This window comes from Pedobacter sp. GR22-6, from assembly GCF_037402555.1.
Taxonomy (GTDB): Bacteria; Bacteroidota; Bacteroidia; order Sphingobacteriales; family Sphingobacteriaceae; genus Pedobacter.
Map to the genome: position 1 here is coordinate 751,076 of NZ_JBBEUC010000001.1, position 23,865 is coordinate 774,940.

General features: G+C 43.6%; 31 protein-coding genes. 7 read left to right on the forward strand and 24 right to left on the reverse strand.

Annotated features, from left to right (window positions below):
- Window positions 1-114 precede the first annotated feature (114 nt).
- Both WAE59_RS03285 and WAE59_RS03290 read right to left on the reverse strand, forming a co-directional pair.
- Complete coding sequence (locus WAE59_RS03285) at window positions 115-618, reverse strand: ADP-ribosyltransferase-containing protein (protein WP_337854501.1); 504 nt, start codon at window positions 616-618, stop codon at window positions 115-117.
- A 49-nt stretch (window positions 619-667) separates the two neighbouring features.
- Window positions 668-1,105: a hypothetical protein gene (locus WAE59_RS03290; RefSeq protein ID WP_337854502.1), complete on the reverse strand. Its 438-nt coding sequence runs from the start codon at window positions 1,103-1,105 to the stop codon at window positions 668-670.
- Between the two features lie 304 nt (window positions 1,106-1,409).
- On the opposite strand from WAE59_RS03290, the gene WAE59_RS03295 reads away from it, so the two are divergent.
- Window positions 1,410-1,751 (forward strand): TfoX/Sxy family protein, encoded by a 342-nt coding sequence (locus WAE59_RS03295; protein WP_337854503.1) that lies wholly within the window; start codon window positions 1,410-1,412, stop codon window positions 1,749-1,751.
- 112 nt (window positions 1,752-1,863) lie between these two features.
- Here WAE59_RS03295 and WAE59_RS03300 read toward each other — a convergent pair whose 3' ends face one another.
- Complete coding sequence (locus WAE59_RS03300; RefSeq protein ID WP_337854504.1) at window positions 1,864-2,139, reverse strand: hypothetical protein; 276 nt, start codon at window positions 2,137-2,139, stop codon at window positions 1,864-1,866.
- Window positions 2,140-2,548: 409 nt separating this feature from the next.
- Between WAE59_RS03300 and WAE59_RS03305 the strand changes: the two genes are divergently transcribed.
- Window positions 2,549-2,731: a hypothetical protein gene (locus tag WAE59_RS03305; protein ID WP_337854505.1), complete on the forward strand. Its 183-nt coding sequence runs from the start codon at window positions 2,549-2,551 to the stop codon at window positions 2,729-2,731.
- Window positions 2,732-2,881: 150 nt separating this feature from the next.
- On the opposite strand, the gene WAE59_RS03310 is transcribed toward WAE59_RS03305, so the two are convergent.
- Window positions 2,882-3,322, reverse strand: coding sequence for a nuclear transport factor 2 family protein (locus tag WAE59_RS03310; protein WP_337854506.1), 441 nt, complete (start codon window positions 3,320-3,322; stop codon window positions 2,882-2,884).
- Window positions 3,323-3,429: 107 nt separating this feature from the next.
- Here WAE59_RS03310 and WAE59_RS03315 point away from each other — a divergent pair, with 107 nt between their 5' ends.
- Entirely contained in the window at window positions 3,430-3,831 is a 402-nt protein-coding gene (locus WAE59_RS03315; RefSeq protein ID WP_337854507.1) for a winged helix-turn-helix transcriptional regulator, read from the forward strand.
- A gap of 87 nt (window positions 3,832-3,918) precedes the next feature.
- On the opposite strand, the gene WAE59_RS03320 is transcribed toward WAE59_RS03315, so the two are convergent.
- The 4 genes from WAE59_RS03320 to WAE59_RS03335 form a co-directional block, all read right to left on the reverse strand.
- Window positions 3,919-4,461 (reverse strand): hypothetical protein, encoded by a 543-nt coding sequence (locus WAE59_RS03320; RefSeq protein WP_337854508.1) that lies wholly within the window; start codon window positions 4,459-4,461, stop codon window positions 3,919-3,921.
- A gap of 209 nt (window positions 4,462-4,670) precedes the next feature.
- Entirely contained in the window at window positions 4,671-5,147 is a 477-nt protein-coding gene (locus tag WAE59_RS03325) for a hypothetical protein (protein ID WP_337854509.1), read from the reverse strand.
- Between the two features lie 29 nt (window positions 5,148-5,176).
- Window positions 5,177-5,551, reverse strand: a complete 375-nt coding sequence (locus WAE59_RS03330; protein ID WP_337854510.1) for a hypothetical protein — start codon at window positions 5,549-5,551, stop codon at window positions 5,177-5,179.
- A gap of 242 nt (window positions 5,552-5,793) precedes the next feature.
- Window positions 5,794-6,378 (reverse strand): UPF0758 domain-containing protein, encoded by a 585-nt coding sequence (locus tag WAE59_RS03335; RefSeq protein WP_337854511.1) that lies wholly within the window; start codon window positions 6,376-6,378, stop codon window positions 5,794-5,796.
- Between the two features lie 174 nt (window positions 6,379-6,552).
- Here WAE59_RS03335 and WAE59_RS03340 point away from each other — a divergent pair, with 174 nt between their 5' ends.
- The 4 genes from WAE59_RS03340 to WAE59_RS03355 all read left to right on the forward strand — a co-directional run bounded on the left by WAE59_RS03340 (window position 6,553) and on the right by WAE59_RS03355 (window position 9,165).
- Window positions 6,553-6,939: a hypothetical protein gene (locus WAE59_RS03340; protein ID WP_337854512.1), complete on the forward strand. Its 387-nt coding sequence runs from the start codon at window positions 6,553-6,555 to the stop codon at window positions 6,937-6,939.
- Between the two features lie 105 nt (window positions 6,940-7,044).
- Window positions 7,045-7,611, forward strand: a complete 567-nt coding sequence (locus WAE59_RS03345) for a DUF6985 domain-containing protein (protein WP_337854513.1) — start codon at window positions 7,045-7,047, stop codon at window positions 7,609-7,611.
- 86 nt (window positions 7,612-7,697) lie between these two features.
- Window positions 7,698-8,801 carry a DUF695 domain-containing protein gene (locus WAE59_RS03350; protein ID WP_337854514.1) on the forward strand — a complete coding sequence of 368 codons (1,104 nt, stop codon included), beginning with the start codon at window positions 7,698-7,700 and terminating at the stop codon, window positions 8,799-8,801.
- Between the two features lie 25 nt (window positions 8,802-8,826).
- The gene (locus tag WAE59_RS03355; protein WP_337854515.1) at window positions 8,827-9,165 is read left to right on the forward strand and encodes an SMI1/KNR4 family protein; all 339 of its coding nucleotides are present in this window, start codon (window positions 8,827-8,829) and stop codon (window positions 9,163-9,165) included.
- Window positions 9,166-9,763: 598 nt separating this feature from the next.
- On the opposite strand, the gene WAE59_RS03360 is transcribed toward WAE59_RS03355, so the two are convergent.
- The 16 genes from WAE59_RS03360 to WAE59_RS03435 form a co-directional block, all read right to left on the reverse strand.
- Window positions 9,764-10,186: a hypothetical protein gene (locus WAE59_RS03360; protein WP_337854516.1), complete on the reverse strand. Its 423-nt coding sequence runs from the start codon at window positions 10,184-10,186 to the stop codon at window positions 9,764-9,766.
- Window positions 10,186-10,980 (reverse strand): DUF4099 domain-containing protein, encoded by a 795-nt coding sequence (locus WAE59_RS03365; RefSeq protein ID WP_337854517.1) that lies wholly within the window; start codon window positions 10,978-10,980, stop codon window positions 10,186-10,188. Before WAE59_RS03365 ends, WAE59_RS03360 begins: the two co-directional genes overlap by 1 nt.
- 3 nt (window positions 10,981-10,983) lie before the next feature.
- A complete protein-coding gene (locus WAE59_RS03370) occupies window positions 10,984-12,186 on the reverse strand; it encodes a zincin-like metallopeptidase domain-containing protein (RefSeq protein WP_337854518.1) in 1,203 nt (400 codons plus the stop codon).
- 15 nt (window positions 12,187-12,201) lie between these two features.
- The gene (locus tag WAE59_RS03375) at window positions 12,202-14,163 is read right to left on the reverse strand and encodes a type IV secretion system DNA-binding domain-containing protein (protein WP_337854519.1); all 1,962 of its coding nucleotides are present in this window, start codon (window positions 14,161-14,163) and stop codon (window positions 12,202-12,204) included.
- 141 nt (window positions 14,164-14,304) lie between these two features.
- The gene (locus WAE59_RS03380) at window positions 14,305-15,123 is read right to left on the reverse strand and encodes a hypothetical protein (RefSeq protein ID WP_337854520.1); all 819 of its coding nucleotides are present in this window, start codon (window positions 15,121-15,123) and stop codon (window positions 14,305-14,307) included.
- An 84-nt stretch (window positions 15,124-15,207) separates the two neighbouring features.
- On the reverse strand, window positions 15,208-15,705 hold the full coding sequence (locus WAE59_RS03385; protein WP_337854521.1) for a GNAT family N-acetyltransferase: 498 nt from the start codon (window positions 15,703-15,705) through the stop codon (window positions 15,208-15,210).
- Window positions 15,668-15,982, reverse strand: coding sequence for a type II toxin-antitoxin system TacA family antitoxin (locus WAE59_RS03390; RefSeq protein ID WP_337854522.1), 315 nt, complete (start codon window positions 15,980-15,982; stop codon window positions 15,668-15,670). Before WAE59_RS03390 ends, WAE59_RS03385 begins: the two co-directional genes overlap by 38 nt.
- 446 nt (window positions 15,983-16,428) lie before the next feature.
- Window positions 16,429-17,253, reverse strand: coding sequence for a DUF4138 domain-containing protein (locus WAE59_RS03395; RefSeq protein ID WP_337854523.1), 825 nt, complete (start codon window positions 17,251-17,253; stop codon window positions 16,429-16,431).
- Window positions 17,254-17,336: 83 nt separating this feature from the next.
- Complete coding sequence (gene traM / locus WAE59_RS03400) at window positions 17,337-18,551, reverse strand: conjugative transposon protein TraM (RefSeq protein ID WP_337854524.1); 1,215 nt, start codon at window positions 18,549-18,551, stop codon at window positions 17,337-17,339.
- Window positions 18,538-18,972, reverse strand: coding sequence for a hypothetical protein (locus tag WAE59_RS03405; protein WP_337854525.1), 435 nt, complete (start codon window positions 18,970-18,972; stop codon window positions 18,538-18,540). Before WAE59_RS03405 ends, traM begins: the two co-directional genes overlap by 14 nt.
- Window positions 18,950-19,564 (reverse strand): conjugative transposon protein TraK, encoded by a 615-nt coding sequence (gene traK / locus WAE59_RS03410; RefSeq protein WP_337854526.1) that lies wholly within the window; start codon window positions 19,562-19,564, stop codon window positions 18,950-18,952. Before traK ends, WAE59_RS03405 begins: the two co-directional genes overlap by 23 nt.
- A 48-nt stretch (window positions 19,565-19,612) precedes the next feature.
- On the reverse strand, window positions 19,613-20,767 hold the full coding sequence (locus tag WAE59_RS03415) for a plasmid transfer protein (RefSeq protein ID WP_337854527.1): 1,155 nt from the start codon (window positions 20,765-20,767) through the stop codon (window positions 19,613-19,615).
- Window positions 20,768-20,861: 94 nt separating this feature from the next.
- Window positions 20,862-21,455: a hypothetical protein gene (locus tag WAE59_RS03420; protein WP_337854528.1), complete on the reverse strand. Its 594-nt coding sequence runs from the start codon at window positions 21,453-21,455 to the stop codon at window positions 20,862-20,864.
- Between the two features lie 74 nt (window positions 21,456-21,529).
- Window positions 21,530-22,306 carry a hypothetical protein gene (locus WAE59_RS03425; RefSeq protein WP_337854529.1) on the reverse strand — a complete coding sequence of 259 codons (777 nt, stop codon included), beginning with the start codon at window positions 22,304-22,306 and terminating at the stop codon, window positions 21,530-21,532.
- A 10-nt stretch (window positions 22,307-22,316) separates the two neighbouring features.
- Window positions 22,317-22,991: a hypothetical protein gene (locus tag WAE59_RS03430; protein ID WP_337854530.1), complete on the reverse strand. Its 675-nt coding sequence runs from the start codon at window positions 22,989-22,991 to the stop codon at window positions 22,317-22,319.
- Window positions 22,992-23,145: 154 nt separating this feature from the next.
- Window positions 23,146-23,841 (reverse strand): hypothetical protein, encoded by a 696-nt coding sequence (locus tag WAE59_RS03435; RefSeq protein WP_337854531.1) that lies wholly within the window; start codon window positions 23,839-23,841, stop codon window positions 23,146-23,148.
- Window positions 23,842-23,865 lie beyond the last annotated feature (24 nt).

Genomic DNA, 23,865 nt, shown 5'->3' on the forward strand with positions numbered 1-23,865 from the left:
TGCAATATTCAACTTAGTAGCTAAGCCTGTACAGATCCACTGCTTTGATTTCAAATAGCAGTGGATTTGTTTCTTAAATAAATACCTATTAAGGAGATTTAAAGTTAAAGCAAGTCATAAGCTAACACTTGATATAGAATTCTTAATCTTAATTTGCTCTACAGCAAATGCCACATACTCCAATTGATCATTTCCAAAGTGTGAAATCATTCCATCGAAACCATAATGAACCATTAGGTCATGTCCATCCTCTGAATGGAGGCAATCATATAGATCACCAATTTCTCCCAGACCTATCTCTTCATTGAGCGTTCGAAGTGCCATTTTTGACTCTAGAATTTCGCCGGAAAGTATTTCCCATATTACACTTGCTTGAGATTCAATTGAAAAAATCGCATGGATCTCAATGTTTATCGGTTGGACGATCTTGAGTTCGCATTGTAATATCCGGTCACCAAACATCTGCGCATGTTCCAGAGTATCGATAAAGAAAAAACCATGAATCGTATTATGCCATTGGGTATTACTGCCCTTGAAGCGTAGGTCGAAATCGCTGAAATCGGCATTTGTGCCGTGATACAGCACAGGGGGAATAAATAAGGAGTCGTGAGTTGACATGATATATATGAATTTGAAGCGGCACACCTGAGCATGCCGCATGGCGTTTTTAAGAATTGACTACTTTGATTAGGGGAAAGCTTTCTGTCCAGAACTCTTCACCCGTGTGTTTTCCGTATGCCTTGAAGCTGCATTGCCCTTCTTGAGTGATCTTGAGCATGTGGGTATCCAGTTTGCTCTCAGGTGTCTGCATCGTCTCAACTTCATTTTCTTCAAGTTCAACGTATAGGAAATCGAATTCCGAACCCTGTAATTGTGCACAGATGATTTCGTCCAAATCAGTAAAATATCCGATAGGAGCGTCCCAATACACATGACAATAAAAGGACTGGTTACCTTTGAAGGATTTCACGCTCTCTAAGCGTTCTTTCGCAGTATTTAGCCACTGCTGGTCAATTTTGACGATGGCGAATTCACAATTGTCCCATTCGCTTGCTGTTCTGGCTTTTAGAAGAATAAATGAGCTGGGTTTTTCTGTTACTTTCATAGCTTTGATAATTAAATTTTGACTCTTTTAATTTTTTCTTTTGCCAGCTCTTTCTTTATTTCAGCTGGTGTTAAAAAGAAAGCGGAGAAGACCACGTCGCCAAAGCAATAGGAGAACTATAAGTCCCGCAGGGTGATGATCGGGAACCGGTCAGCATTATGGGTTCGCAATGCTGGAAGAGTGGATATTCGCAGCCTTTTTAACGCCAGCTGATATAAGGAGCTTAACCGCCTTCAGCAATTCCAGATTGTTGAATCTGGATCGATTACTTATTTTAGTATCGGGATTAATCTGAATTCATCATATGAAAAGAGAATACAACCAGGAGGTTACTGACCAGATAAGGGAGTTGTTAGTAGAGCAAAAGAACGTTGTTGAAAAGGAAATGTTCAATGGTCTGTGTTTTATGGTGGACGATAAGATGTGCATTTGTGTAACCAAAGAAGATCTGCTGTGCAGAATAGGGCAGGAGCGGGTCGAAAAAGAATCGGAGCTGGGGAGCTGCAGACCAATGATGATGAATGGCCGGGTAAGTAAGGACTTTGTTTATGTAGACTTGATTGAGATTCCAGACCAAAAACGCCTGAAACATTGGATAAGTTTATGTTTGGATTTCAATCCAATCGCAAAGGCATCTAAGAAATAACTAAAAAAAATAAAACTGAGACTAGGATCCGCCGGGATTTTATAACAGGATTCTGATTCAAGAAAAGATTAAGAAACACTGAGGGGAAGCATTCCCCTCAGTGTTTCTTAATCTACTGGCGCTGGCGCCAATGTTCAACGATGATCTCATCAATCGATTTACTGTCGATTGACACATTAATAAGTTCACCCGGTTCCAGTTTGAATAACCGCTCTAATTTGACCACTACCATATAGGGGATGTCCATTTTAGAATTGATGTCAATCTTCGTGTAGTTCCAGAAAGTATTATTAGATCTTCCGATCAGTTTGGGGATCACTTTGATGATGATCCGGTATTCACTTACCGTTAATTTTTCAAGACATTCCATGATTTTGTACTTTTCCATAATGATTATTTTTTTTGAGAGCGTTTAAAATCTCAGGTCCTGTCAGTCAAGGGCGGGAGGCACGACCGTTAATTTACCCTTTACTGGAATAGGACGGATTTTAGCTTTGCATAAAAAATAATCATGGAGAAAAGTTCAAATACCTATCCGGCACGCGGACGCATGATGTGCTTTAGCTGGTTTTTAAGTCCTGATTACCCATGCCATTAGGTCCAGGGTAGTTAAATCTATTTAGAATTTCCTTCTATATAGACTATACAGAATCACCCGATCTATCATCCAAAAATTGAGGCTAGTGGTGATTCTTCGTCTTCTTAATGTAAGATCTGTGTCAGTAATAATTGAAAATATTATATTTACTACAGAATAATGGAAGGTCCATCATCAGCTATCTAAGTTATTTTATCAAATGCACTCAACTCACATTAAGCTGGAACTCAATATTTCAGCACTGGAAGGTAAAGTTCTGCCTTCTGAAGAAGACATTCTTCATCACCTAACCGAAATATTGTATGATCTAATCATTGGCGATTCTGGAGTCGTAGACCTCGTACACGTTACTGAGGTGGATGGAAAGCCGACAAACGAATAGCTCGTAATATTATGAGTAAGGAATAAATCCCTGATCAAAGCGATCAGGGGATTTATCAAAAAAAACATGGTGTTACTTCACTTAGCGGTAACCTCATTGCCGATTTTCTGGGCAATGTTTTTCAGTTTCAGCATCGCTTTTCGAAATGCCTTAGGCTTCCAGCGTCCTGGCTTCAATGATGAGGAAATGCCCTATTCGTGAATTGATGAACCATCTTCCATTCTGATTCACGTATTCGTCCTCATATTTCACGCTATAGTCAGAAAGGACATGTTTCCCGTCTGACTCTCTGATCATTTTAATCTGTGAAAAAGAAATGCCCGTAGCAGAATCACCGTTGATCTTGACAGTATGCTGTCCATTCAAAGTAAAATAGCTTTTCACTTGGGCAGCGTGCCCATCGAACTCATTTTCAAGTGCGGCTGTACCTGCGATATCTGCCACCAGTATATTGTTCATATAGACCTTGTACGTCGCATCTGGAGTAAACAGAGCCATCTGTTCTGAAATTTTTTTCTCGTCACCCAGGGAGGCGTATGCATCGATCAAGTTTCTTAACTCTTCTTTGGTTTTTAAAGTTTCTAATGTCATGGCAATTATTTTTTGAATTATTTTTTAGTAAGATCAAAACTAATGTATGTTTGCTAACAATTTGTTAGTCCTTACCTAAAGGTTAGGAGCTTATTTATATGAAGCTTATGGAAAAGAACATTACAAAAACCACCAAGGGAAAAGAGTTTAGCGAGGACTGCACAAAGGTTTTGCTAGCCGTAAGTGATGCGCTCTATGTGATTGGGGGTAAATGGAAACTTATGATTATCATTGCCATGGCGAGGGGAAATAGTAGGTTTACCGAACTCCAACGCCAGGTAACTGGAATTTCGGCACGGGTCCTGTCCAGTGAGCTCAAGGAATTGGAAGCCAATGGGTTCATCATAAAGAAAGTTACAGCCAGTTACCCGGTTACCATTGAATACGAACTGCTTCCCTATAGCCAGACACTGGAAGAACTCGTTACTGCGATGACCAAATGGGGGATGCAGCACCGTGAAAAAATCAGAAATGAAAGTGCTCTTGAATCTAGAAATAAAAAAAGATAAAATTACATTTGCTGGCAGACAAACTATATGCTCTTTTTGCTTGCTCGATGTTGGTTGCCATTAGCCTTTATACTGGGTAGTGGGAATTTAAGATATTTGGGGATCAATATTTGGTGCTTTATTTTTAAAGGCTCTACCTACGGCATAAATAACTGAGCCAATGAAAATTCCGTTCAATAAAATGAACCACAAAGGATTAAATGATAGTCGAGTAGCCGCATAATCTCTGTGCATATCTGTGCTATAAATAGTTAATAACTCAAATATCCACCCGATATTCATTAGAACCGACAAGATTAATAGCACGTATTTATTACGGCCGAGTCTTTTGAACAATAGTGATAAAGGGAGAAGGGTGTTGGGGACTAACATAAGATAGAAGGCGGAACGGTAGGGACCTGTCGCTCTAGCCACAAAGCTCTCCATTGCAGCAGGCGAAAAGTAGACTGCTATATAACAAATAGTATTCAACGCAGCATAAATTAAGATAATCACCTTGGTAATTATAAATGCATTGCGATTATCTGCTTTAAAAACCTTACCTACTAAAATTATTGATAGAATACTGATGAAAAGACTTTTTATAAAAATGTCATTGATAAAATTGGTTAACAGGTATAAAGCTTCCACGGCTTAAAAATAATTATAAATTTCTAAATAAAAGCTCACACAAGCTATAACTATCCAGACCTTATCTTAAACCTCACAGACTGCCATTTGATTAAAAAATCCGCTTTAACGTAATGGAATCAGGAGCAACAGCCTGTTTAATCCCCAATCGCAAAATTGCTACATATCGAAATTCCCCTGTACGAAACGCACAGGGGAATTTTAGGGGATCAGGTTTTATTCATTGCCGATATTTTTTTGCGGTAGATCATTGTCTCGGTGATTTCGTCGATCAACTCATATTCAGTCCCTTCGAACTTATAGGTTTCTTTCTCCTCATCGAAGTCAATCAAGTTCAATTCGTCCTGTGCCAATTCAAATATCCTAAGTACATGATGTTCGTAAAAAGCCTCTCCAAACAGCTGATTGCCGTATTCCTGAAAACTCAGCTTAAAGCCTACCTGGAAATGCCGGGCAACTGCCACCATTACCATCGTATTGGGTGACCATTTGGTATTGTATTGGAGGACGCCTGCCTCCAATTCGATATCGAACATCACTCCCCGTTCCTCCAGCGCAACATCTGGAAGCTGGCCAAAGCCACTTTCAAATTCCATTTTGCTCAGGGCCAGGAAGTATTGTTCCAGAACTTTCAATTTATCTTCATCTGCGATAAATTCCACAGTATTCATGCACCAATTTGCCATTGTCTTATGCTTTAAATTTCCGAATAGGGTTAATAATAAAAAAGCTCGATAGCCTGATTGAACTTCTGATTGGGATGTTTAAACTGGCTGGTATACACCTGTACACAGTGATTAGAAAAACAAGCCAGGTAGCCCTCAAATAATAGCTTAGAAAAAGCCTTGCTGCTCCGGCAGAGAAGTTTTTTTCGGTTATCAATCACATCTTCCACAAGTTTTAGTAAATGCAACCAGTAATCAAAAGTAAATAGGCCTTCCCAAAATTCAGACCTGCATTTGGCTTCATTGGCCTTAATAGACACACACATGCCCTTGATGAAATCAATCAGCGCAGGCATCTCCTGGGGAAATAATTCGTGGATCATTTTCGCTTTGTCCACATTGGTAAAGTTTTGTAGTGCTTTCATAAAAGAACTGTTTAAGGGTTTAAAAAACTTATTTGTTCTTTTCTTTTTGCCCGCCCTTTTTTGCTGTCCGGGAGGATGAAAAGAAAGCGGAAAAAGGAGAGGTCTTGTGATTCGCTGAGCACTATAAGTCCCGAAGGGTGCCTTTTAAAGAAGGCATTATGGGTGCTTAGCTGAGCAAGGCCTTTATCTTTGCAGCCTATTCATATGACCGGACAGCAAGGGGAGGCTATCGCCTCCCTCCACTATCCTACTTTAAGTTTGAAAGGGAGCGTAGCGGTTTTCTCTACTCGCTTTAGCAATTCTACTGCTGAGAGTATACTCACTGCTTTTGCCTCTCCGATCCCGTGGAATCGGATCAGTTTCTGGTAAGTAAGCTTAGACAGTCCGGAAATTTTTCCACCAACGCTGTTCAGAATCATCTGGGCAAGGTCAACCGCTGTCAATTTCCTGGTGCCTGATCCGATCAATGTGGCCAACAGCTCAGCGTCTGATAGCGCATGTGCTCCACCAGCCACTAATTTCTCGCGAGGACGCTCTTCCGGTTGCCAGCTTTTGATCCCACGGCTGGGTAGCTGCTGGGATGCATGCTTGTGCTGTGTTTCCTTCCTATAGATGACACTGGTGAATAGCATAGAAAAACTCTCGATCAGAAACTCAAAATCATCTTCAAAGATGACCACGGACTGGCGTTTATAGGTACCATCCTGTTGCCGGTCGGAGCGGTTGATGCTGATGTATTCCGTATTGGTTTTGGACTTTGCGAAGTCTATGAAGTAATTTCTTTTTCCATCGCCGAAGCTTTGGCTTTCCAGGATCTGCTTTTTCATTCTTTTCGGATTTGTTCTCCCAAAAGTCTAATCCCTTGCCTGGTTAGCCGAAAAATACATGTGTATTAACCGTTATTATTCGTGTAAAATTTTTTACACGGATAAAGCGCTTCAAAAATTACCGTCGAAATCTGGAAATAATTATTTTAGTCAGGTACTTTCAAGATTAACGCCATGATCATCAATACAGAAGGAACCAAAAGGCAGTGCATGTACTGCGGCCGAGAGATACAGGTGGGCAGGATTGACAAAATATTTTGCGAAGACGATTGCCGGATCAACCATCACAACGCCAAAAAGAAGGCAAATAAAATGTTATTGCCCAAATCGGCCAAAGCGATCCTAGACTCTCTCACCAACAACTACAGCATCCTATGCAAGCTTAATCCTGAAGGGAAGATTGTCGTCCCGGAAAAGAAGATGATCCAAATGGGCTTTGATTTTGAACACCTCACCAATTATCACGTTACCAAAAAAGGGGATACCTACCACTATTGCTTTAATCAAGGTTACCTCAAACTCAGCGAAGGCATGGTATTACTGGTAACCAAAGATCTCTAAATAAACTTTTTGGAAGGCACCCGATTGAAACTTTAAATAAATCAAAGGCCAATGCCTAAGATATCAGCAGTAAACTATCTTAGTATATTCAAATTTAAAGACTCAATGAGCAAGCACATTTTATCTAAAGTAATCGGTCAATTGAACCAGGACAAAACTTTCCAGGACTGGTGGACTAGTGAAAAAGTTTCTATCCCATTCCTTGAAGGTTTCGAGTTGCCTGTAACATTTATGGATCTCGAACCTGAGGCTGATCTGCAGTTTATCCCTGAAGCCGATGACGCGCTGTCAAACTTTTTAAGTTTGAATGTCCAGGATAGAAATGCGATCTCTCAACTGGTATACGAAAACTGTATGGGCTTTTTAAATGAAATCGGCTATGATCCCGCTGATGAAGCACTTTGGCACATTAAGGATGTTAACGATATATGGAAACATGTACATTCCACGGATATCTACCTGAACAGGCGACACCGCAGGGACCAGGATATTTACCTGTCGATTACCGCAGAATGTGATTGGGAACAGGAGCACGGGCTGCAACTGGTATTCAGAAAAGGAAAGATGCTCACCCGTATCAGTGATCAGGACGGACATTTGACAGAAGCGGATGCCTATGACAAGCCAGATGAAGAAGATACCCTATTATATGCTTATCTCTCCCGAAACTAAATAAATCACAGATGCAATATCTCTATGACATGGGATTCCTGTCATGGATTTTACTATATTCAAAAAAATAACAGCGAGCAATCTAAATGGGCATACTCTCCTCTCTATTTGGTAAAAACAGCACACCAGCAATCAAAACTCCAGAAGAGTTCTGGACCTGGTTCAGTAAAAACGAAGCTTCTTTCTTTAAGATCATTCAAAGCGGGAAAAATATTGAAAAGGATCTTTTCACCAAACTATCCCCGATGCTGGACCAGCTACATGAAGGAATTTTATTTCTGGTCGGAATGCAGAACCCGCAAACGGCAGAACTGGTACTTTCGGCAGATGGTATTGTAAAAAATATCCCCTTTATTGAGGATCTGATCAATGCAGCACCAGCGTTGACTGGATGGAAGTTTACCGCCCTAAAGCCCGCAATGGAAATAGATGGATTTGGGCTAAACATGGCTGGACATACCTTTAATGAAGACAAACTTTTCTTCTACGCAAATGAACATCCAAATGCTCCCGATCAAATAGACCTGGTCATCGTTCATACCGATTTCCAGGAGTCAGAACGTTCCAACTTCAGTAATGGGATATTTATATTCCTGGATAATTACTTGGGAGAACTAAATATGGTCACCATGATAGATGAGCTGAGTATTGTTGGAAAAGAGGAAGCAATGGCTGACCTGATTCCAATCTCAAAACTAAAAGACTACCTGATCTGGCGCGAAAAGGAATTCATAGAGAAATACGGAGCACTCCGATACCTGGAAGAAGAAGATAATTTCAATAGCCTGGAAGCGGAGCTGGAAAACGGCAAACCATTGATCGCCATAATCAACTCTTCTGTGCTGGATTGGGACGGTAAGGCCACACATCCCTGGATAATGGCGATTGAGATCAAATACAACGGAGCAGCTCATAACGGAATGCCTGAAAATAATACTTACGAGCTAATGGATAAATTCGAAGATCAGCTGCTGAGCTTGCTAGATCCAAAAGACGGCCATCTCAACATTGGACGCCAAACAGCAGATGGAAGCAGGATCATTTATTTTGCCTGCGCAGACTTTCGTAAGCCTGTCCGGGTCATGGATCAAATGATTTCGGAATTCGCAGGAAAGCTCAACATCAGCTATGAAATTTATAAAGATAAATATTGGCAAACTTTTGACCGGTTTATTCCAGAGGTGCTGTAGAAAGCCATCGAATCCGGTTATCAATATGAACAGTGAGATGAAAATAGATGATGCAATAGCGCTACTGAATTCGTATTCTGGTCCATTCGAATTGATATTGCATCCTGCTGCTAGTGAAGCCTTGATCCATGCAGTAGAGCAAGCATATGATACTCAACTGCCTGAAGACTTTAAATCTTTTTACCGGTTTACAAATGGCTTTGAGATCGATGAGGATATTTTCAACATGATATCCTTGGATGAAATGATCAGCAACAGTAAAGATGATAAGCGTCCCGCGATAGCAGAATTTATGATCTATAGTGATCTTTGGTATCTTGAAATAGATTACACTGACGATGGTCAATATCGGATATATGTTTAAGCCATGATGCTGAGAAAATTATCCTGACCAGTTCCCTGGCTGATTTTATCGTACGCGCACTCAGTGGCAGTGTGTGTGAACCAGGCGGCTTGTATGAGTGGCAAACGGAAGTAAAAGCTGATACGCAACAATAACCATCGACCATATGCTTTTTAGCTCGAGATTCATGATGCTGTCCAACAAGAAATTGCCTTTTGCTTTATAGGCTATCCAATGCTCTGTTTGTCAACTCCCGGGTAAATATTTTAGTGGTATTACATTTTATATCAATCTGTTTTTTTGTACCTTTGTAAGGTCTTCTAAGTGGTCCGATGTGTACCGTATGAACCTGATTCTTAGGTTTAATCACATTTAATTAACCCTCAAATTCCTTTGAGATGAAGTTTCTATTTAAATTGGTTTTTCTGAGTTTGGTGTTTTGTTTACCCTGTTATGCGGGTTTGGGAATGAAGAACCCCGTACCAATGTTTTGGTTTGCCTGGGGATGTCTGGCATTTGCAGTTTGGGTGCTTGGATACCGCAAAAGAAGGAGAGAAGCGCGCTGGAGAAAAGAGTGGCATTACATTCGGGAAATGCATCAACGCCGATATAATTAGATTCAGGATGCCTGTTTTGGCAGCTTGTAGGTTCTGATCTGGCTTCTGAAACCACTGCATTTTTCAAATCGGTTCAGGCTGAGTTGATGCTCTGGGAAGTCATAGCGTTTGTCCCTATATTCCAGGCGGATCGTTTCGCCGCTTTGGTAGGTAATCTTGACGGCCCTTTTTTTTAGCCAGCATGCAATTTTTATGGCAGAGACTCTGCCTAGCAGATCATCCTCATGTAACAGGATGATCTTTTTTTTATCATGACATTTCATCATTGGATTAAACTGAGCCTCATTTGGCTGAGAGCCATAGTAGAAAAACCACAGCCTTTCCGGATCGGAAAAGCTGTGGCGCTGCAAGGCCAAGAATTCCATTGCAGCAGTTTCAGAGGGTGCCAGGATGAGGTGACTAAATGGATGGCAGGTGATGGTCATTATCTGGAACGGCCTGAGCGGGTATAACTTCGGCTTTGCTCGCTATCTTCAGTTTTACTGAACTGATGAGCTGCCTTCTGACTTTGCATTTCTGCCTCTGTTTTAAGATAGGCCTCAGTTTTCTGAGTAGCTTTTGGATCCTTGTTCAGGAGGCCCGCCAGGGTTTTCAAGCCATGATAGGCCACATAAGTCAAGCCACCATCTATCAGTATCGAGGCAATGAGTAGCATCCTGTCGGCACGTAGTGGTTCAGGATCTACTCCGGTGTACCGGAATTTAGTGCCGTCATTGATTTCAACGACCTCACCTTTGCGGAACTGCTCCCGCTGGCTTGCACTCAGCTCTTCGCCATTGACCCGCTCGGGAACGGTGATCTTCTGGGGATCAGTTTTGATGAACTCCCGTGTTTCCGGATCATACTCAAAGATCGCGTCAAATGAATTGATCTCAGGCTCCTTCAGCTTTTTATAAATGCTCATTTTTTCTCCAGAGATCAACTGCGCCGCCTCATGCTGCTCCAATCCTTCAGGAGCTTCGGCATACCTGTTTATGGGATGCGCCCGAAGCTGGAGTTTGCCGGTATCATCCCGCGTTAGCGATAGTTTGACATCTATCTCGCTGATGTGCAGGTGACTATCCCCAATGTCCGATAGTTTTTGCAAAGAGCTGCGTCTGCCGGAAAGGAGGGCATCCTGATCTGCCTGTGACATTAACAACTTACCCTGACTGGCCAGGCCGAGTTTTTCAAGATCGGCCCATGGCAGATCTTTTTCCTCATATAGTTTCTTTTCCATGTGCTATCGTTTTAAATTCTTGTTTTCCGATCGTTCCTCGTTCAAATCGTTGCCCAGATCCTCCACTTTGGATGTATCCCTTTCAATTTCTACGGCAGGTTTATCGCCCCTGTATTTCGCCTGGACCAAGGACCGGTAAAGGCCGTCGGCAGGGGAGATCGGTATTTTTGCTCCGCTGTTGACATCCTCTATTTTGATCCTGTCACCTTTGATCCTGTCCAGGACTTTATAGGTTGTGTGGTTGTAATTGATTTGATCCCCAACAAACAGGTCCAGTCTCATCGGCTTTTGAGCAAGGTCTTTCCTCAATCCCAGCTTGCTTTCTGCTTCCAGCACGTAATCCGTGATTTTCTGTGCTTCATTCACCGCTTTTGCCAGAACAGCAGGTTCTGCCTTGATCATATTGATCCATTCGGGAATGAACCGTTCGAAATGTTTTGTTGGATATTTGCTGATCCCGGTTTCTGAAGCCAGCATGACAGTTGCGATACCGGTTGAAAGTTGCTCCGCAACATAGTCAGCGTTAGATATTTCCTCTGCAGGAGTCCTGTTCAGCCGATCGGGGTGAGCTGTCCAGTTTGTCAGTTGCAGCAGTACTGCCGCCGCATAATCCATTTTGGTCTCATAGTGATCCGGGCTTTTGGGCAAAGTTATTTGGTCTTTAGACCGATCAAAGCCTTCGACATTTTTCTTACTGGCTACGATTTCGATTCCGGCAGCCGCAATGAACTTGTTCAGGCGGTCTATGCCTGTTTCGGGCTGCTGATTTAGTTTTGCATCTTGTGTTATGGCAAGCTGAGCGGCATTGAATAACCAATGTGTTTCTTCAGTGGGTGTTTCCAGGGGTATGGTGGTAAACCGGGCTTTACCATGCTCATCTTTGATCCGCTTTCCCTCATCATCCAGCATGGGAAAGGTCTCAGCGGTTTTTACAATGTTGATCATGGTGGCAGATGTTCCCTTGGGGATCTTGATCTGCATTTTATTGGCCTGGTTCATGGTCATCCAGCGCGGATCCTGCTGCCCCTGCATTGCCAGCCATATGGCATTCATGCCGCGATAATTCTTACCGGTGCTGGCATTGACAGGCGTTTGGAAAAGGGCCGGACGATAGGCAGGCTGAGTGCGGAAAATGGAATTTTCGGATTCCAGATTTTTGATAAATAGCTCCGCTACTTTCTCATGGAAAGGTTTGTAATTGGACATATTAAATGATTTTGATTAATGAATAAATGATTTGACAAGTGCGTCGATCTCCTGGTTGATCTTCAGGAAATTTTGGAGCAGGATCTCCTGTTTCTTGCCATTGAAATCGTAATAAACCGGCAATTCCCGGTATTGCTTTTCCTCCGTCGAAATGGCCTTTGCATCAAGGTTGATGCGGCAATTGACCGCTGAGGTCTCAAACTGGCCGTCGTAGTTGACTTTAGGCTCCGAGGCAATCAGCCCGACCATTTCTCCAGTGTTCAATGAAGCGATTTTACCTGCGGGCACCAGGCTTTCCAGCTTTTCGTTTAAAGAAGTGGAAGTTTTATTGCGGTCGATGCTCAAGCTTTCTGAGATCTGAACACTTTTGCCAAGCAGTCTTTCCAGCCAGTCCAGCGTATCCTTGTCCCGAACTGCACCGGACAGCACATTACCCACAACCGAAACAATGGTCGCAGAGGCATCTTTACCATAATGCTGGCGGAACTGGGTCAGCTCCTGTAAGCCCAGCACAACCGCAACTTTGTTGGAACGGGCCGTAGCGATCAGGTTCTCAATTTTATGCAAGTATAAAGTCGGTAGCTCATCCACGATCAGAGCGCAGGGGAGGTTGCCTTTGCTGTTGACCAGCCTGGTCAGCCGGTTCATCACCACTCCAAAACAAGTTGAATTGATGTTCTGCGTATTGGGGTCACTGGCCAGGACCAGAATCCCAGGAGAAGAAGGATCCGAAAGCTTGAGGTTAAAATCGTCACCCGAAAATACCCAAAATGTCTCCAGGGTCGCCAGACGGGAAATGAATATCTTCAGCGTGCCCACCTGACCTTCCAACTGATCGAAAGATTTGCGGTCATAAGCACTTTTAAAAGGGCTCAGCAGGGAATGCAGCTCCGGATAATGGAACAACACCGCAAAGATCTCCGCGTATTCCCGGTTCAGAAAAGACAATACATGGGGGAATGTAGAGCACTTCCCTTCCTCAAAACGGCTTACCGCGTAAATGCAAGAAGTCAAAAAGTTTACCGCGGACTGGGTAAAGAACTGGTCTGAACCACCCGAGCTGTCACCTTTTTTTAGGGACTCAACCAATGCCTCCGCAGTTTCAGTCACATCAGCCAAAGTAAGCAAGTATGCTGGTTTAAAGACATTGATCCGCCGGCTTTTCTCCACTTCGACCAGGTTGATCACATGGAAACCAAACCCAGAAAAGCTGCCATGCTGCCGTCCCATTAAAAATTGGTGATAAGCAATACGGCCTAAGTCCGGATACTTGAAGTCGTACAGGCACATGGTAAATTCCTTGGCCAACAATTGCCTGATAAAGGGATTGATCACCCCGTAACTCTTACCTGAGCCAGGGGTACCGATCACCATCGTTGCCCTGTAGATGTTGGTTAAGTTGATATACCCAGACCTGACCTTCCCCTTATAATAGAAAAGCGTCGGAATGTTCACTGAGCAATCGGTAGCAACCAGATCCTGCGCCTGCATGAAACTTTCTTCCTCGATGTTCCACTTGTCTTTACCCAAGCCAGAGCGGATCATCTTAGAGACGTTATCCATCGAAATACTGAGTACCAGCGCACCGAGCAAAGAGCAGCTCATGTAAGCCAGGTTGTACCAACTAGTGTAAGCAAATACCAATCCCGAAGACTTGCCATAAAGCCAAAGACTTCCAAAGAACATCAGCAGCCCGGCAAACAGCGGCAACAAAATGTGCTTTTTGGGGTCCAGATCGACCTTTTTTTTAGATAGCGTACCAATGCTGACCAGGCAGATCAGGGTAAGGGTGGCAAACTTGCTATACAGCAAATTGTGATAAATGGGGATCAGCGCCAACCGATCCAGCACATACGAGAAAAGCCCCAGGAAAGGGGCTTTCGCATAAACGAAGATCATGATTTCGATAATGACCATCAGGTAGATGGTACACTGGAGGAAACCATGAAGTTTCTGTTGAGCTTGAGTTTCTTCCATTTTAAGAATGCTATGAATTGCGGAAGACCAGAAAAAAGGTGCATCTGGAGTGGGAAGTAGTTTATCGAGAGATTCTTGTAAGAAAGAACACCTAGAATGGCGGACAATTCAATTTGCCGAACTTTAACTTGAGGGGATTTTCTATTCGGCGGTATTCAGCCGGTGCTCTTTCAATAGATAGAGGGCTTTGTCGTAGGCCGCCTGATATCTATCGGAGTAATCGCGACGCTGCCTTTGTTTGGCATCCAGAAATATCTGTTCATTGATTTGGTACTCTTCGATATAAAATCGTTCAAGAATCACAGACAGTGGCTGTGTGCCCCAGGAGTCTTCTACATTTCCATCAGCGTGCAAAATTACTGCATGACAGAATCCGAGTTTGCTACCGCAATCCTGTGAATATTTCGAAACTTCAATTCCTAGAGGGGTCAAGCCTGTCAAATCGTGTAGTGCCTCGGCATAAGGAACACAATTACCGTGAGAGAACTGAGAAGCATCATGCCCTGAGATATATGGGTTTTGCCTTACAGGGATTAGCGCCAAAAAATCCCTGTTAGCCAAAATTGCAGCAGTCGCTTTTTCTATACCATGCTCACTTGCCCTAACCCGTAATGGCAGTTCGCGTAAAGCCTCTTCAGTGTAACACCTTGTTGCAATATGTTGCTTGTCACCTTTAACACGTTTCATTGCGATTTTCCTGATGATATGTTGATTGTAGGCCATGACGCTTTTTTTGCCCATAAAGTCGAATACTATATCCCGATTGGTTTCGACATAAACACGTACCGGGATCATATCTTTAATTTCAGCATGTTCATGACCAGTAAGCCAATCTACCTGCAGCATCCAGCCTGTAAGGCGGGCTAATGCAATTGCGAAATCTACGCCATCGTTATTTTCCCAATGCTGTTTTAGAGATTCGGGAAATGGCTTGGATTTTAGCGCTTTCTCAGTTTTCATAATTGAATGTAGTGATTAATCACAATGAATGAATACGTGTCTTGTAAAAGAAATGCCCGGTTACTGGAACCAGGCATTTGTAATTTAAATTAATTTTCGAATCGTCTGCATGGCAATGAACATCTTGCCAGTATCAGGGATCAGGATAAAGCCAAACTTCCTATAAAATTGAACGGCGCTTTGATCAAGCGGATCAACCACCAGGGCAAGTATCCCCAGCTGCTCAGAAAGCGCAAGGCATCGTTCCATCGCGTCCATCAGTAAATGAACACCATAACCTTTTCCTTTGCTTTCGATATCAACTGCGAGCCTACCCAGCAAAATTGTGGGCAGATCGCTGTAACTCGCCGGAAATTTCCGGATCAGGTCTTCCGGCATATCATCCCTTGAAACGGAGTTACTCGATAATGTATAGTAACCCAATACTTTATTTTCTTCATCAGCAAGTACATAACAAGCTGAAAGATCTTTCCTCACATCCTGTGAGGCTTGTTTTATAATATAATTGTCCAGTAAAGGAGTTTCGCTATTGAAATTTGCCTTATCATGGTGTTTTTGTAACAGTACTATTTTCTTCTCCATTCGCTTCTTTAAACTTGTTGTAATTTAATCGAGCTTTCTTAAGTGCGTCATTTGGTTCCGCAGGATTCAGAATGGCCTCCAAAAATATTCTTTTGTCCTCCATCGAACTCAGGATCGTGTTGCTGTCCTTGATGATCTTCTGGGCTTGCGCCTGGACGTGATAAACAATAAATTCAGAAAGGCTTTTGAAACCACTTAGCTCTGAGGCGTACTTAATTAACTCCTTCTGCTCTTTGCTGATACGAACATCGATTCTATCGTTAACTGTGATTGCCATGTGTTTATCTGTAATAAAATTGAAAAATATATAAGAAAAATATAAAGTAGAAATAGGTCCAATGAGGTGCCGAGCTTACATTTTCTACTTCCTAATCGCTCGTATGTACGTTGTTTTTGCCTGTATGTATTTAGTTGAACATGTTAATTATCTCATAAGCGACACACCAATTGGTGTGTTCATGAATCGATCAAAGTAAAAAGAACTAATCTGAGAGGTGATACATTTGATCTGAAAATCATTTAAGTTTTGATTTTTATAGCTGTTGTTTAATGTTTAGTACTGTCTGTTTTTTTTTGAAATGTTGTTTTAATTTTTTGATAGTGGTCATTAACTATACGACCTCGGTTCATATCAGCAAAACAAATGTACGTATAATTACCGTACTTAACAAATTTATCTGAATATTGATTTCAGCTAACTTTAATAGGAGAATTGCTCCATCACTAAAGTGAATCCGCGTCCAGTAGTTCCTTATACTTCAAACTCATTTCAATCACTCTCCCGGTGATCTGCTTTTCATTAAGTTCAATCTTTAAAATCTTGTGGCCAGGAAAACTGAATTTTTTGAAGACATAAACATTCCTGGAATGCTTTTTAAAAGCAGGGTTTTTAAATAATACCAATTCAGGTTTGAGTTCGATGGCCTGGACGGTTGTAGCCTTATTAATCTTTTGGTCTTCGATCTTAAACCTAACTTCATCAGTATCATACTTCAGATTGGTCCTATTTTCATACCCAATATCTAAAAAGATATAGTCGCCGAAGGTAGCTAGATTGTTGATATTTCCTTCGATTCCAAATGCTTTTGCATGCGCAATATTTCGATGTTGCTTTTTGAAAAGCAGGGCAGAGGCCAGTTTCTCTAACTGCAGTTTGTTCAAGGCCGGACCTGATTCCAAAGGTTTCATGTGATCAGGCAAAACTTCGATCTGCGTTGCATACTCGCGCCCGGCTTGCTCAGGTACATAACGGATCCGGTATTGAGCAATGAAACTTTCACCGGCGATGGTAACGATCGCTTCAGGAACTAAAGCTGGCAGATCTTTAGCAGCTCGAGCCGAATCCGCATTTCGTTTGATTCGCAGTACATTTTTGATCGGCAGGTCACCGGAAATGGATTTTACCGAGATATCAACATATTGGATCGGCTCAGGTGAGACAAAATGAAAAGACAGATTTTCAGGAAGGTCAATGATGGGCAGTTTTTGCGCTTGAATGGATGAGCTGAAAAATAGTAAGGTCATCCAGGTGATGAAATTAAATCGCATAGGAGTTGATGATGAATTGAGTTGAGGAATGATTGAACTATGGAGCGGTTGATGGATTGAATACTTGAATCAGTGATACACTACTAATAATCCTGCTGAGCTTTTTGCAGGTCTTCAGCATCGATCAGGTAGATGTAGGAATTGTATTTGATACGGGCTTTATTCTTGCGGATCAGTGAAGCGATTGCCGAAGATGTCGATTGGAACATCTTATCCAAACTAGACATTAAAAACTGGTTGGCATCCGTACTGTTACCCTGAATGTTCAACCCTTGCATGGAATTGCCACCCAGGTCTTTGGTAAATTCACGGAAAGCAGATTCCGGAACATAAAGCCCAGCCAGTCCGTCGGTGTCATACAGGTCCAGCTTGACCGGCAGGATCCTGCCGTCCTGGAGGATGGAACGCACACTTAAAGTCACCCGCTGATCGCCGAAACCTGTGATCAGCGCGTACAAATAAGTTCCTTTACGCACCAAAACCTTCCCAGCCCGGATATCCTCGAGCAAACGCAATCGGATTCTGGAGCCGGCATAACCGGTAACATTCTCATCTATCACCGCAGTGATAAAGTTGTCCGTCTTTTCAGGCTTGACCGTATTAAAAACCGCAGAATAGACCACATCCTTTTGCACGCTCAGTTTTGGGGTATTTTGTCTAACCTTTTCTGCTTTGTCAATCGCATCCTGGCGCTGCTTTTCTGCCTTATATTCAGGATCAGCAGCCTTGCTCACACTATCCATGTAAGCCATTTGAGCTTTGAACAATTCCATCGGGTCTTTCTCCTTTAGAGCTGGCATTTGATTTTGGACAGCCTGTGGATAGACCGCATAAGGATTAGCAGGCTGGTAAGCGTTACCTGGCAGGCCCTGCCGGTTTTGCAAAGCAGCCAGCGCCTGGGAAAGTTCCTGGTCTTGCCTTGTGCTGCCCATATTTGGATAGGCAACAGGATCTGCCGGATAGCTGCCTGAAGCGCTTTGAACGCTTCCTGCCATAAACCGGGCTTTCATCATCCGGTCAATGGAATCCAGCTGCGCATCATCCTGAATGGGATTCACTGCGGTATTCCCGTCTGCTTCTTTATATTGCTGATTGAAGGCATCAAGTTTATCCTCGAAATCCTTTTTCCGAACTTCAGCAGAAACATTGCCGATCTGGCCCTGAATGCCTTCCTCTTGCTGCGCATTTGATTCTGGCTTAGATGCCATCAATTGATACACATAAAAGAACAGGCACAGGAAGGGCAGCAGGATGATCGGAATGACATATTTTGGCTGATTGAATTTAATTTTGGTCATATGGATTGGATGTAATGGTGAGCTGATGCAGGCGGTCAATTGCCTTTTCCAGATGGACACTATCTGCTGCCGTCAGGGAATCTTTGTCGAGCATGAGCAGGATCTCCTCTTTGATCCGGACGCTTTCCCGGAGCGCATCGGCCTGGGTCAAGATTTGAGAAAGACCGTTTTCAACCGGCCGGATTACTGGGATCCTCTTACTGACAGCTGCCGTCGCTTTTGGCTTCTCGACACCGGTTAAGCTAAAGATCAATGAGGCTATAATAAGGCCGATCATCAATGCAAAGGCCTGTTTAGGATAGGCAATCAGTAGGGATCGAAGGCGGCTTTTGAGCTTGTCCAGGTAAACCTGGAACTCCTCAGTTAGGGAAGACCAGACCGTAACCCCGGGTTTTCGGTTAGAGTGTATTTTTCTGAACATTTTCTAGGTCTTTATTTTCTAAAGTTTTCCAGCCGGTGATCAACAGGCCATGAGGATTGTTATCACTTCTTGGGATGTCTTTCAAGTAACCTTCGGTTACCAGAGAGCGCAATAAGGTCGCGCTGCGACGGTCAATTTTCAGCTTTCCGTAGAACCGGAAATACTTGCGCGGGATGTCCAGCACAATGGAGTCCGTTTCCAGCGTGAGCACCGAACTGGAAGAAAGGATCGAATTGAAATACCCTTTCTCTTTCAGATTCAGCATTTGCTGTACCCCCGATTCATCGATCAGGTACATGGCCTTTTTCATCTGGTACTGGATGTATTTGTCGTCAGGGGTCAGCGAAAAGAAAAAGGAATGGAAAAGGTCCACATGTGCCCTGAATTCTGCAGGTCGGTTCATCTGCATATCTGTCTGGCGGGCCAGGATCGGGACATTGCCCGCCAGGATGTATACGCTTTTTCGGGCACTAACGACCTGCCGGTAGGCGAAAAATAAAGCAAAGCCGGAAATAAAAAGGGAGCACAAGATGCTTCCCAACGCAACATAAGTTGCCAGGCGGATCTTGCTTTCAATACTTTTGATCAGCATGAATGAATAAATTGTAGGTTTAATGGAGCGTTTAATTAAAAGCTGGCTTTAAAAGAACTTACCGGCCTTTTTAGCTGCTGCAAATACAGTTGATGAGCCTCGTCCAAAGCTGGATGCAGCAGAAGTAATGCCCGAGGTGGAAACGATCCAGGTCGAGATGCTGGGCACCGTGAACATACAACAGGCACCAATGAGAAAAACGATGATCACCGTTCCAAATGAAAGCACACCGTTTGTAGCGAAAATGGTGAGCCTGGCCATAAATTCCCCGTCAGTTCCGGTAGGGCCGATCAACGCCTTGTACTTACTGATCTCCGAGCTTAGCGCATATTTTTGCATTAGCGCCATGATGTACATCACCAGGTAGGCAATTCCGGAATATAGGTTCACCGCAATGAAGCGGGCGATCCAGGTACTAAAACTATCACGGAAGGCAGGCAGAATACTGACGGCCACGGCAAAAGGCCCAAGAATGATCAGAATGCTGGAGTAAATGATCTGGATGATGAAAATCACATAAACTGCCAGGCGCAAGATCCATAAAGCCAGGAGTTCCAGCAATTGGGTCAATAGCAATTGCATGCCAACCGCCAGCCGGTTCTTTAACTCTACCAGTGGCGCTACCACAGCGGAGATCCCTTCTTTAACCGTTCCGCTTACCGCATCCCAGGCCTGGCCATACCAGGTATCGGATTCTTTTTCGGCGACCTCGGATTCCGCCTGGAAGGAGTAAAGTGCATTGGCAACTTTATACATGTACTCCGCACGGTCAAAGCGCAGGCTATTGACATTGGCCTGTTCAGACTTGAACATCTCTTCGGTCCTGAGCGCCACCAGGTCAGTCGGGAAGGCTACCATTCGAACAAAAGCGCCCCACCAGATGATGATCATCGTCAAACCGAAAGGCCTGAGCAGCGGCATTACCTCCAATGTTTTATCCCCCGACATCATTTCATAGGACTTGATCGCAAAGAAAATGATCATAAAAATAGCGGCCAGGGCCTTGGCATCAGAGATGAACAAATCAAAATGCGTCCAGATGGAATCTTTCATTCCGGCTAGGAAAGTCATCATCCCTTCTTCATAGATGCCATTGCCCTGTAGGAATTCCAGCGACTTTTTATAATCGGGCGGAGGGCCCTGGGCATAGCACATAGCAGTACCGCTTAGCAGCAGAATTGCCACTATAAGTAGTTTTTTCATGGTTAGCATGTTAAAAATTTGATGAACAATAAATTAATTCAGGCAGAGATGCCTGATGTTTAAAAAAAGAAAACCAAGGGAGATTATACCCTAATTATTTCCACCAACCTTTTAGGTAGCCGTTAATCTGTACCTTGTTGCTAAGATCAATGATCTCTACCGCATTCCAGTCAACAAGCAGAAGGTTGGTTTCCTCTCCAAGATGATAGAGCGCATCCAGGATGATGTCATATTCAGTGACTGAGGTAATCAAATGGAATTTCAGCCAGATGGTCGCCACATATTCCTCTTCAATTTCAAAGAAAAGTGTGAAGGATTCGAAGCCATATGCTTTAGTTTTAGATTTCTTTAGCGACCTGATTTCCCCGGCTTCGTATCGCATGTGATGCAATTCAGGGAGTTTGAAAGATGAAAGGGCAACCTTTAAATAGTCTGCACGGAATTCACAGGAAATTGTCTTAACCGGATGATCTTCACGCTGAACAATATCTGTATAGCCGTAATCCGTACGGTGCTCCTGGTCAAACAATTCCAGTTCCTTCATCTGCTGTTGCAAAAAAGGCAGGTTTTCCTTTGGCACCAATTCTACCTGGCAATAGTCATCTTCCCACAACATCGGTATGTAACTTCGAGTAATGAGCTTACCTGATTTGAAGTAATTCAAGAATCTTTGGAATAATAAGCTCATGATTGCCTGTCCTTATGTTGTAAACATAGTGATAATTCTAATGTTAAGCAGGTAATCAAGCATCAAAATAGGCATTAATATTTGCGGGAGCGGATCACTTCCCGGGCAATTCCTACATCTGAACTGGATGTCCAGGAGTTGATATTAACTTCGCCATTCTTCAATTTTAAAGGCGTGTTGCCGAGTTTAAGCTTGTGCTCAGCATTTGCCGTTCGGGTCGCCCAGGTTGCTGCGAGCGTTCGGTATTCCCCCAAAAGCCTGTGGTAAGCTAAAATCCTCGAGCCACGATCCATGTTGCCAGTTCTTGCCCCGTTGACACGTTCCCTAAGGATCTCCAGTTCATTCTTGTACCAATCAAACAATTCTTCCGATAGGATCTTCCCGCGAACAGGTGCAGGCACAGCAGCCAGAATTTCAGCGACATTATGTTCCATAACTGGCTTGAGTTCTTTGCTGTAATACAAGATCCAAAGCGGATCGGCAGCAGAAAGTGCCCCGCTAAAATTACTGACCTCCAGCAGCGAAGTATTTCGCAGGGTATCCGCCTCCAGTTTGTAAGCATCGCTCGCGCTGTTCATTAGCCCAACCATACCCAGCCGCTGGGTCTGCGGTCCCCAGGCCGAAAGCGGTCGCCGGTCCGTGTCCGGGTAATTTGGATGCAATCCCCAGGTGAGCCAGTAATAAGGATTGATGCCCAGCCAGCCTGAGCCAGGCTCAAACTTCCCGCGATCCCATTGCTTAAAGACCATTCGTTCCTGCTGGTAACGAATGGCCTCGTCTTCGATGGCCCGCTGGCCAAAACCATAATGCCCGAGTAGCATAAAGGTGATGATGATAAAAAGAGTTTTCATAAGCATAAGTTTATTTAAGGTATTTGGCAGTCCGGATGATGTCTTCGACATGCTGCCGGTCCTGATTGATGAAATCATTATAAGGGTTCAGTGAGTGAACGATGCCCCGCTGCTTTGCCCAGAACATGGCTTTCCAGGCACCATAAACAAGCGAAGAAATAATTTGGAGCTCCTGGCTGACCTGGCGGAGCAGCTGATCCCGGTTGTTGTAATCGCTCAGTACATTGCTGCCTTCTTTCAGGATAAAGCCGGAAACATCTATCACCAGCCGGGTTGATCTGGCTTTCATCTGATGGGCGAAGTCCTCTGCAAAAAGCAGCAGGAAAGGCTCCTCCCTTGCCATATTCAGCATCTGGTTGCTGTAATGGAGCAGATCAGCAATGATGCTTCCCATCTGCAGCACGGCGCGGCCATTTTTCAAAGCAGAATTGACATTGGACAAACCATCGTAAATGATGGTCTGAGCAGTCACCACCGAGCCAACATTCAGATTGATGCGCTGCAGGTTCTGATCGATCTTTTCCAGGTACTGGTTGTGGTTGAGCTCAGCCGCATGCCGCGCTATCGCATTCTCATTGACTGATTGGAAGTGTTTCTTGTCATAGACTACGCGTTGTGCATCAGCCTGGTTGAGGAGTCCGGCTGACATCAGCAGCGAGATCATGGTACAGTGTGATCGGTTCATTTCAGGGATAATTAAGGATGTTCTGTTTGGGTCCGAACTCAAAGTGTTTTGCTTTCAGTGATCCAGGCTCAGAAAGCAGGTTTCTAGCTGGCATAGCGCATGCCCTAACCGTTTGGCGGGATTATTTAGAAAGAAGGTTCAGTTATTACTTTTATCATTTTAAATAAGCTGCATTTCCAATGATCTCCTGCACCAATGCCTTGTCCTGATCAATGTAAGTTTGAAATGGATTCAAAGATCGAAGGCCTCCCGAAAGGTTTGCGTAATACATGGAATTCAACAGGTTTGCCGACATGGACTGGATTGTATTCAGCTCCAAAAGTACATAGTCAAAAAGCACTTTACGGTCCGAAGCCTTCATCTGATTCACAGCGCCGATGCTTGCGCAGAGCCCGATCAGGTAATTCACCAGTGACCTGGCTTTGCTGACAAACTCAATTTCAGTCTGGTAAGCCAGTCCGATCAGCATCGGATGATCATAAGCCATCCTGTAAATGGAAGCCTGGTTGCGGATGATCTGGTTCAGCATAGGCATAGCCTGGATACCAATGTTAGCAGCGCTGATCAGGGCGCCCAAAGTATGATAACGTTCCTGCAGCTCCCGGTATTTGTTTTTCAGCCGGGCAAGCATGGTTTTGTTGGCCTGCTCGTTTGCTGTAGTAATGGCCTGTTTATCGCGGGCTGCATTCTGAAGACCGTATTCAGATTTAGAATCGGCCACCAGCTGGTGAATGCCAGCGATGTTCAAAGCCTTCTTTTGGCAATAACTTTTAGCTGAAAAGCAGCAGAGGCAGACCAGTATATAGGTGCTAAACCTCATCGCCGGAGCCAGTATACGTAATGTGATCATGACTGATATTAAATAGGTGATTGG

Bases quoted from the DNA above. Each gene is read 5' to 3' on its own strand.
- WAE59_RS03345 (WP_337854513.1), top strand. From the start codon at position 7,045: ATGAGCAAGCACATTTTATCTAAAGTAATCGGTCAATTGAACCAGGAC.
- WAE59_RS03355 (WP_337854515.1), top strand. From the start codon at position 8,827: ATGAACAGTGAGATGAAAATAGATGATGCAATAGCGCTACTGAATTCG.
- traK (WP_337854526.1), bottom strand. From the start codon at position 19,564: ATGCTGATCAAAAGTATTGAAAGCAAGATCCGCCTGGCAACTTATGTT.
- WAE59_RS03395 (WP_337854523.1), bottom strand. From the start codon at position 17,253: ATGCGATTTAATTTCATCACCTGGATGACCTTACTATTTTTCAGCTCA.
- WAE59_RS03385 (WP_337854521.1), bottom strand. From the start codon at position 15,705: ATGGAGAAGAAAATAGTACTGTTACAAAAACACCATGATAAGGCAAAT.
- WAE59_RS03360 (WP_337854516.1), bottom strand. From the start codon at position 10,186: ATGACCATCACCTGCCATCCATTTAGTCACCTCATCCTGGCACCCTCT.
- WAE59_RS03405 (WP_337854525.1), bottom strand. From the start codon at position 18,972: ATGTTCAGAAAAATACACTCTAACCGAAAACCCGGGGTTACGGTCTGG.
- WAE59_RS03335 (WP_337854511.1), bottom strand. From the start codon at position 6,378: ATGAAAAAGCAGATCCTGGAAAGCCAAAGCTTCGGCGATGGAAAAAGA.
- WAE59_RS03370 (WP_337854518.1), bottom strand. From the start codon at position 12,186: ATGTCCAATTACAAACCTTTCCATGAGAAAGTAGCGGAGCTATTTATC.
- WAE59_RS03350 (WP_337854514.1), top strand. From the start codon at position 7,698: ATGGGCATACTCTCCTCTCTATTTGGTAAAAACAGCACACCAGCAATC.
- WAE59_RS03390 (WP_337854522.1), bottom strand. From the start codon at position 15,982: ATGGCAATCACAGTTAACGATAGAATCGATGTTCGTATCAGCAAAGAG.
- WAE59_RS03430 (WP_337854530.1), bottom strand. From the start codon at position 22,991: ATGAACCGATCACACTGTACCATGATCTCGCTGCTGATGTCAGCCGGA.
- traM (WP_337854524.1), bottom strand. From the start codon at position 18,551: ATGACCAAAATTAAATTCAATCAGCCAAAATATGTCATTCCGATCATC.
- WAE59_RS03365 (WP_337854517.1), bottom strand. From the start codon at position 10,980: ATGGAAAAGAAACTATATGAGGAAAAAGATCTGCCATGGGCCGATCTT.
- WAE59_RS03380 (WP_337854520.1), bottom strand. From the start codon at position 15,123: ATGAAAACTGAGAAAGCGCTAAAATCCAAGCCATTTCCCGAATCTCTA.
- WAE59_RS03295 (WP_337854503.1), top strand. From the start codon at position 1,410: ATGAAAAGAGAATACAACCAGGAGGTTACTGACCAGATAAGGGAGTTG.
- WAE59_RS03305 (WP_337854505.1), top strand. From the start codon at position 2,549: ATGCACTCAACTCACATTAAGCTGGAACTCAATATTTCAGCACTGGAA.
- WAE59_RS03330 (WP_337854510.1), bottom strand. From the start codon at position 5,551: ATGAAAGCACTACAAAACTTTACCAATGTGGACAAAGCGAAAATGATC.
- WAE59_RS03435 (WP_337854531.1), bottom strand. From the start codon at position 23,841: ATGATCACATTACGTATACTGGCTCCGGCGATGAGGTTTAGCACCTAT.
- WAE59_RS03285 (WP_337854501.1), bottom strand. From the start codon at position 618: ATGTCAACTCACGACTCCTTATTTATTCCCCCTGTGCTGTATCACGGC.
- WAE59_RS03425 (WP_337854529.1), bottom strand. From the start codon at position 22,306: ATGAAAACTCTTTTTATCATCATCACCTTTATGCTACTCGGGCATTAT.
- WAE59_RS03415 (WP_337854527.1), bottom strand. From the start codon at position 20,767: ATGAAAAAACTACTTATAGTGGCAATTCTGCTGCTAAGCGGTACTGCT.
- WAE59_RS03315 (WP_337854507.1), top strand. From the start codon at position 3,430: ATGGAAAAGAACATTACAAAAACCACCAAGGGAAAAGAGTTTAGCGAG.
- WAE59_RS03290 (WP_337854502.1), bottom strand. From the start codon at position 1,105: ATGAAAGTAACAGAAAAACCCAGCTCATTTATTCTTCTAAAAGCCAGA.
- WAE59_RS03420 (WP_337854528.1), bottom strand. From the start codon at position 21,455: ATGAGCTTATTATTCCAAAGATTCTTGAATTACTTCAAATCAGGTAAG.
- WAE59_RS03300 (WP_337854504.1), bottom strand. From the start codon at position 2,139: ATGGAAAAGTACAAAATCATGGAATGTCTTGAAAAATTAACGGTAAGT.
- WAE59_RS03340 (WP_337854512.1), top strand. From the start codon at position 6,553: ATGATCATCAATACAGAAGGAACCAAAAGGCAGTGCATGTACTGCGGC.
- WAE59_RS03325 (WP_337854509.1), bottom strand. From the start codon at position 5,147: ATGGCAAATTGGTGCATGAATACTGTGGAATTTATCGCAGATGAAGAT.
- WAE59_RS03310 (WP_337854506.1), bottom strand. From the start codon at position 3,322: ATGACATTAGAAACTTTAAAAACCAAAGAAGAGTTAAGAAACTTGATC.
- WAE59_RS03375 (WP_337854519.1), bottom strand. From the start codon at position 14,163: ATGGAAGAAACTCAAGCTCAACAGAAACTTCATGGTTTCCTCCAGTGT.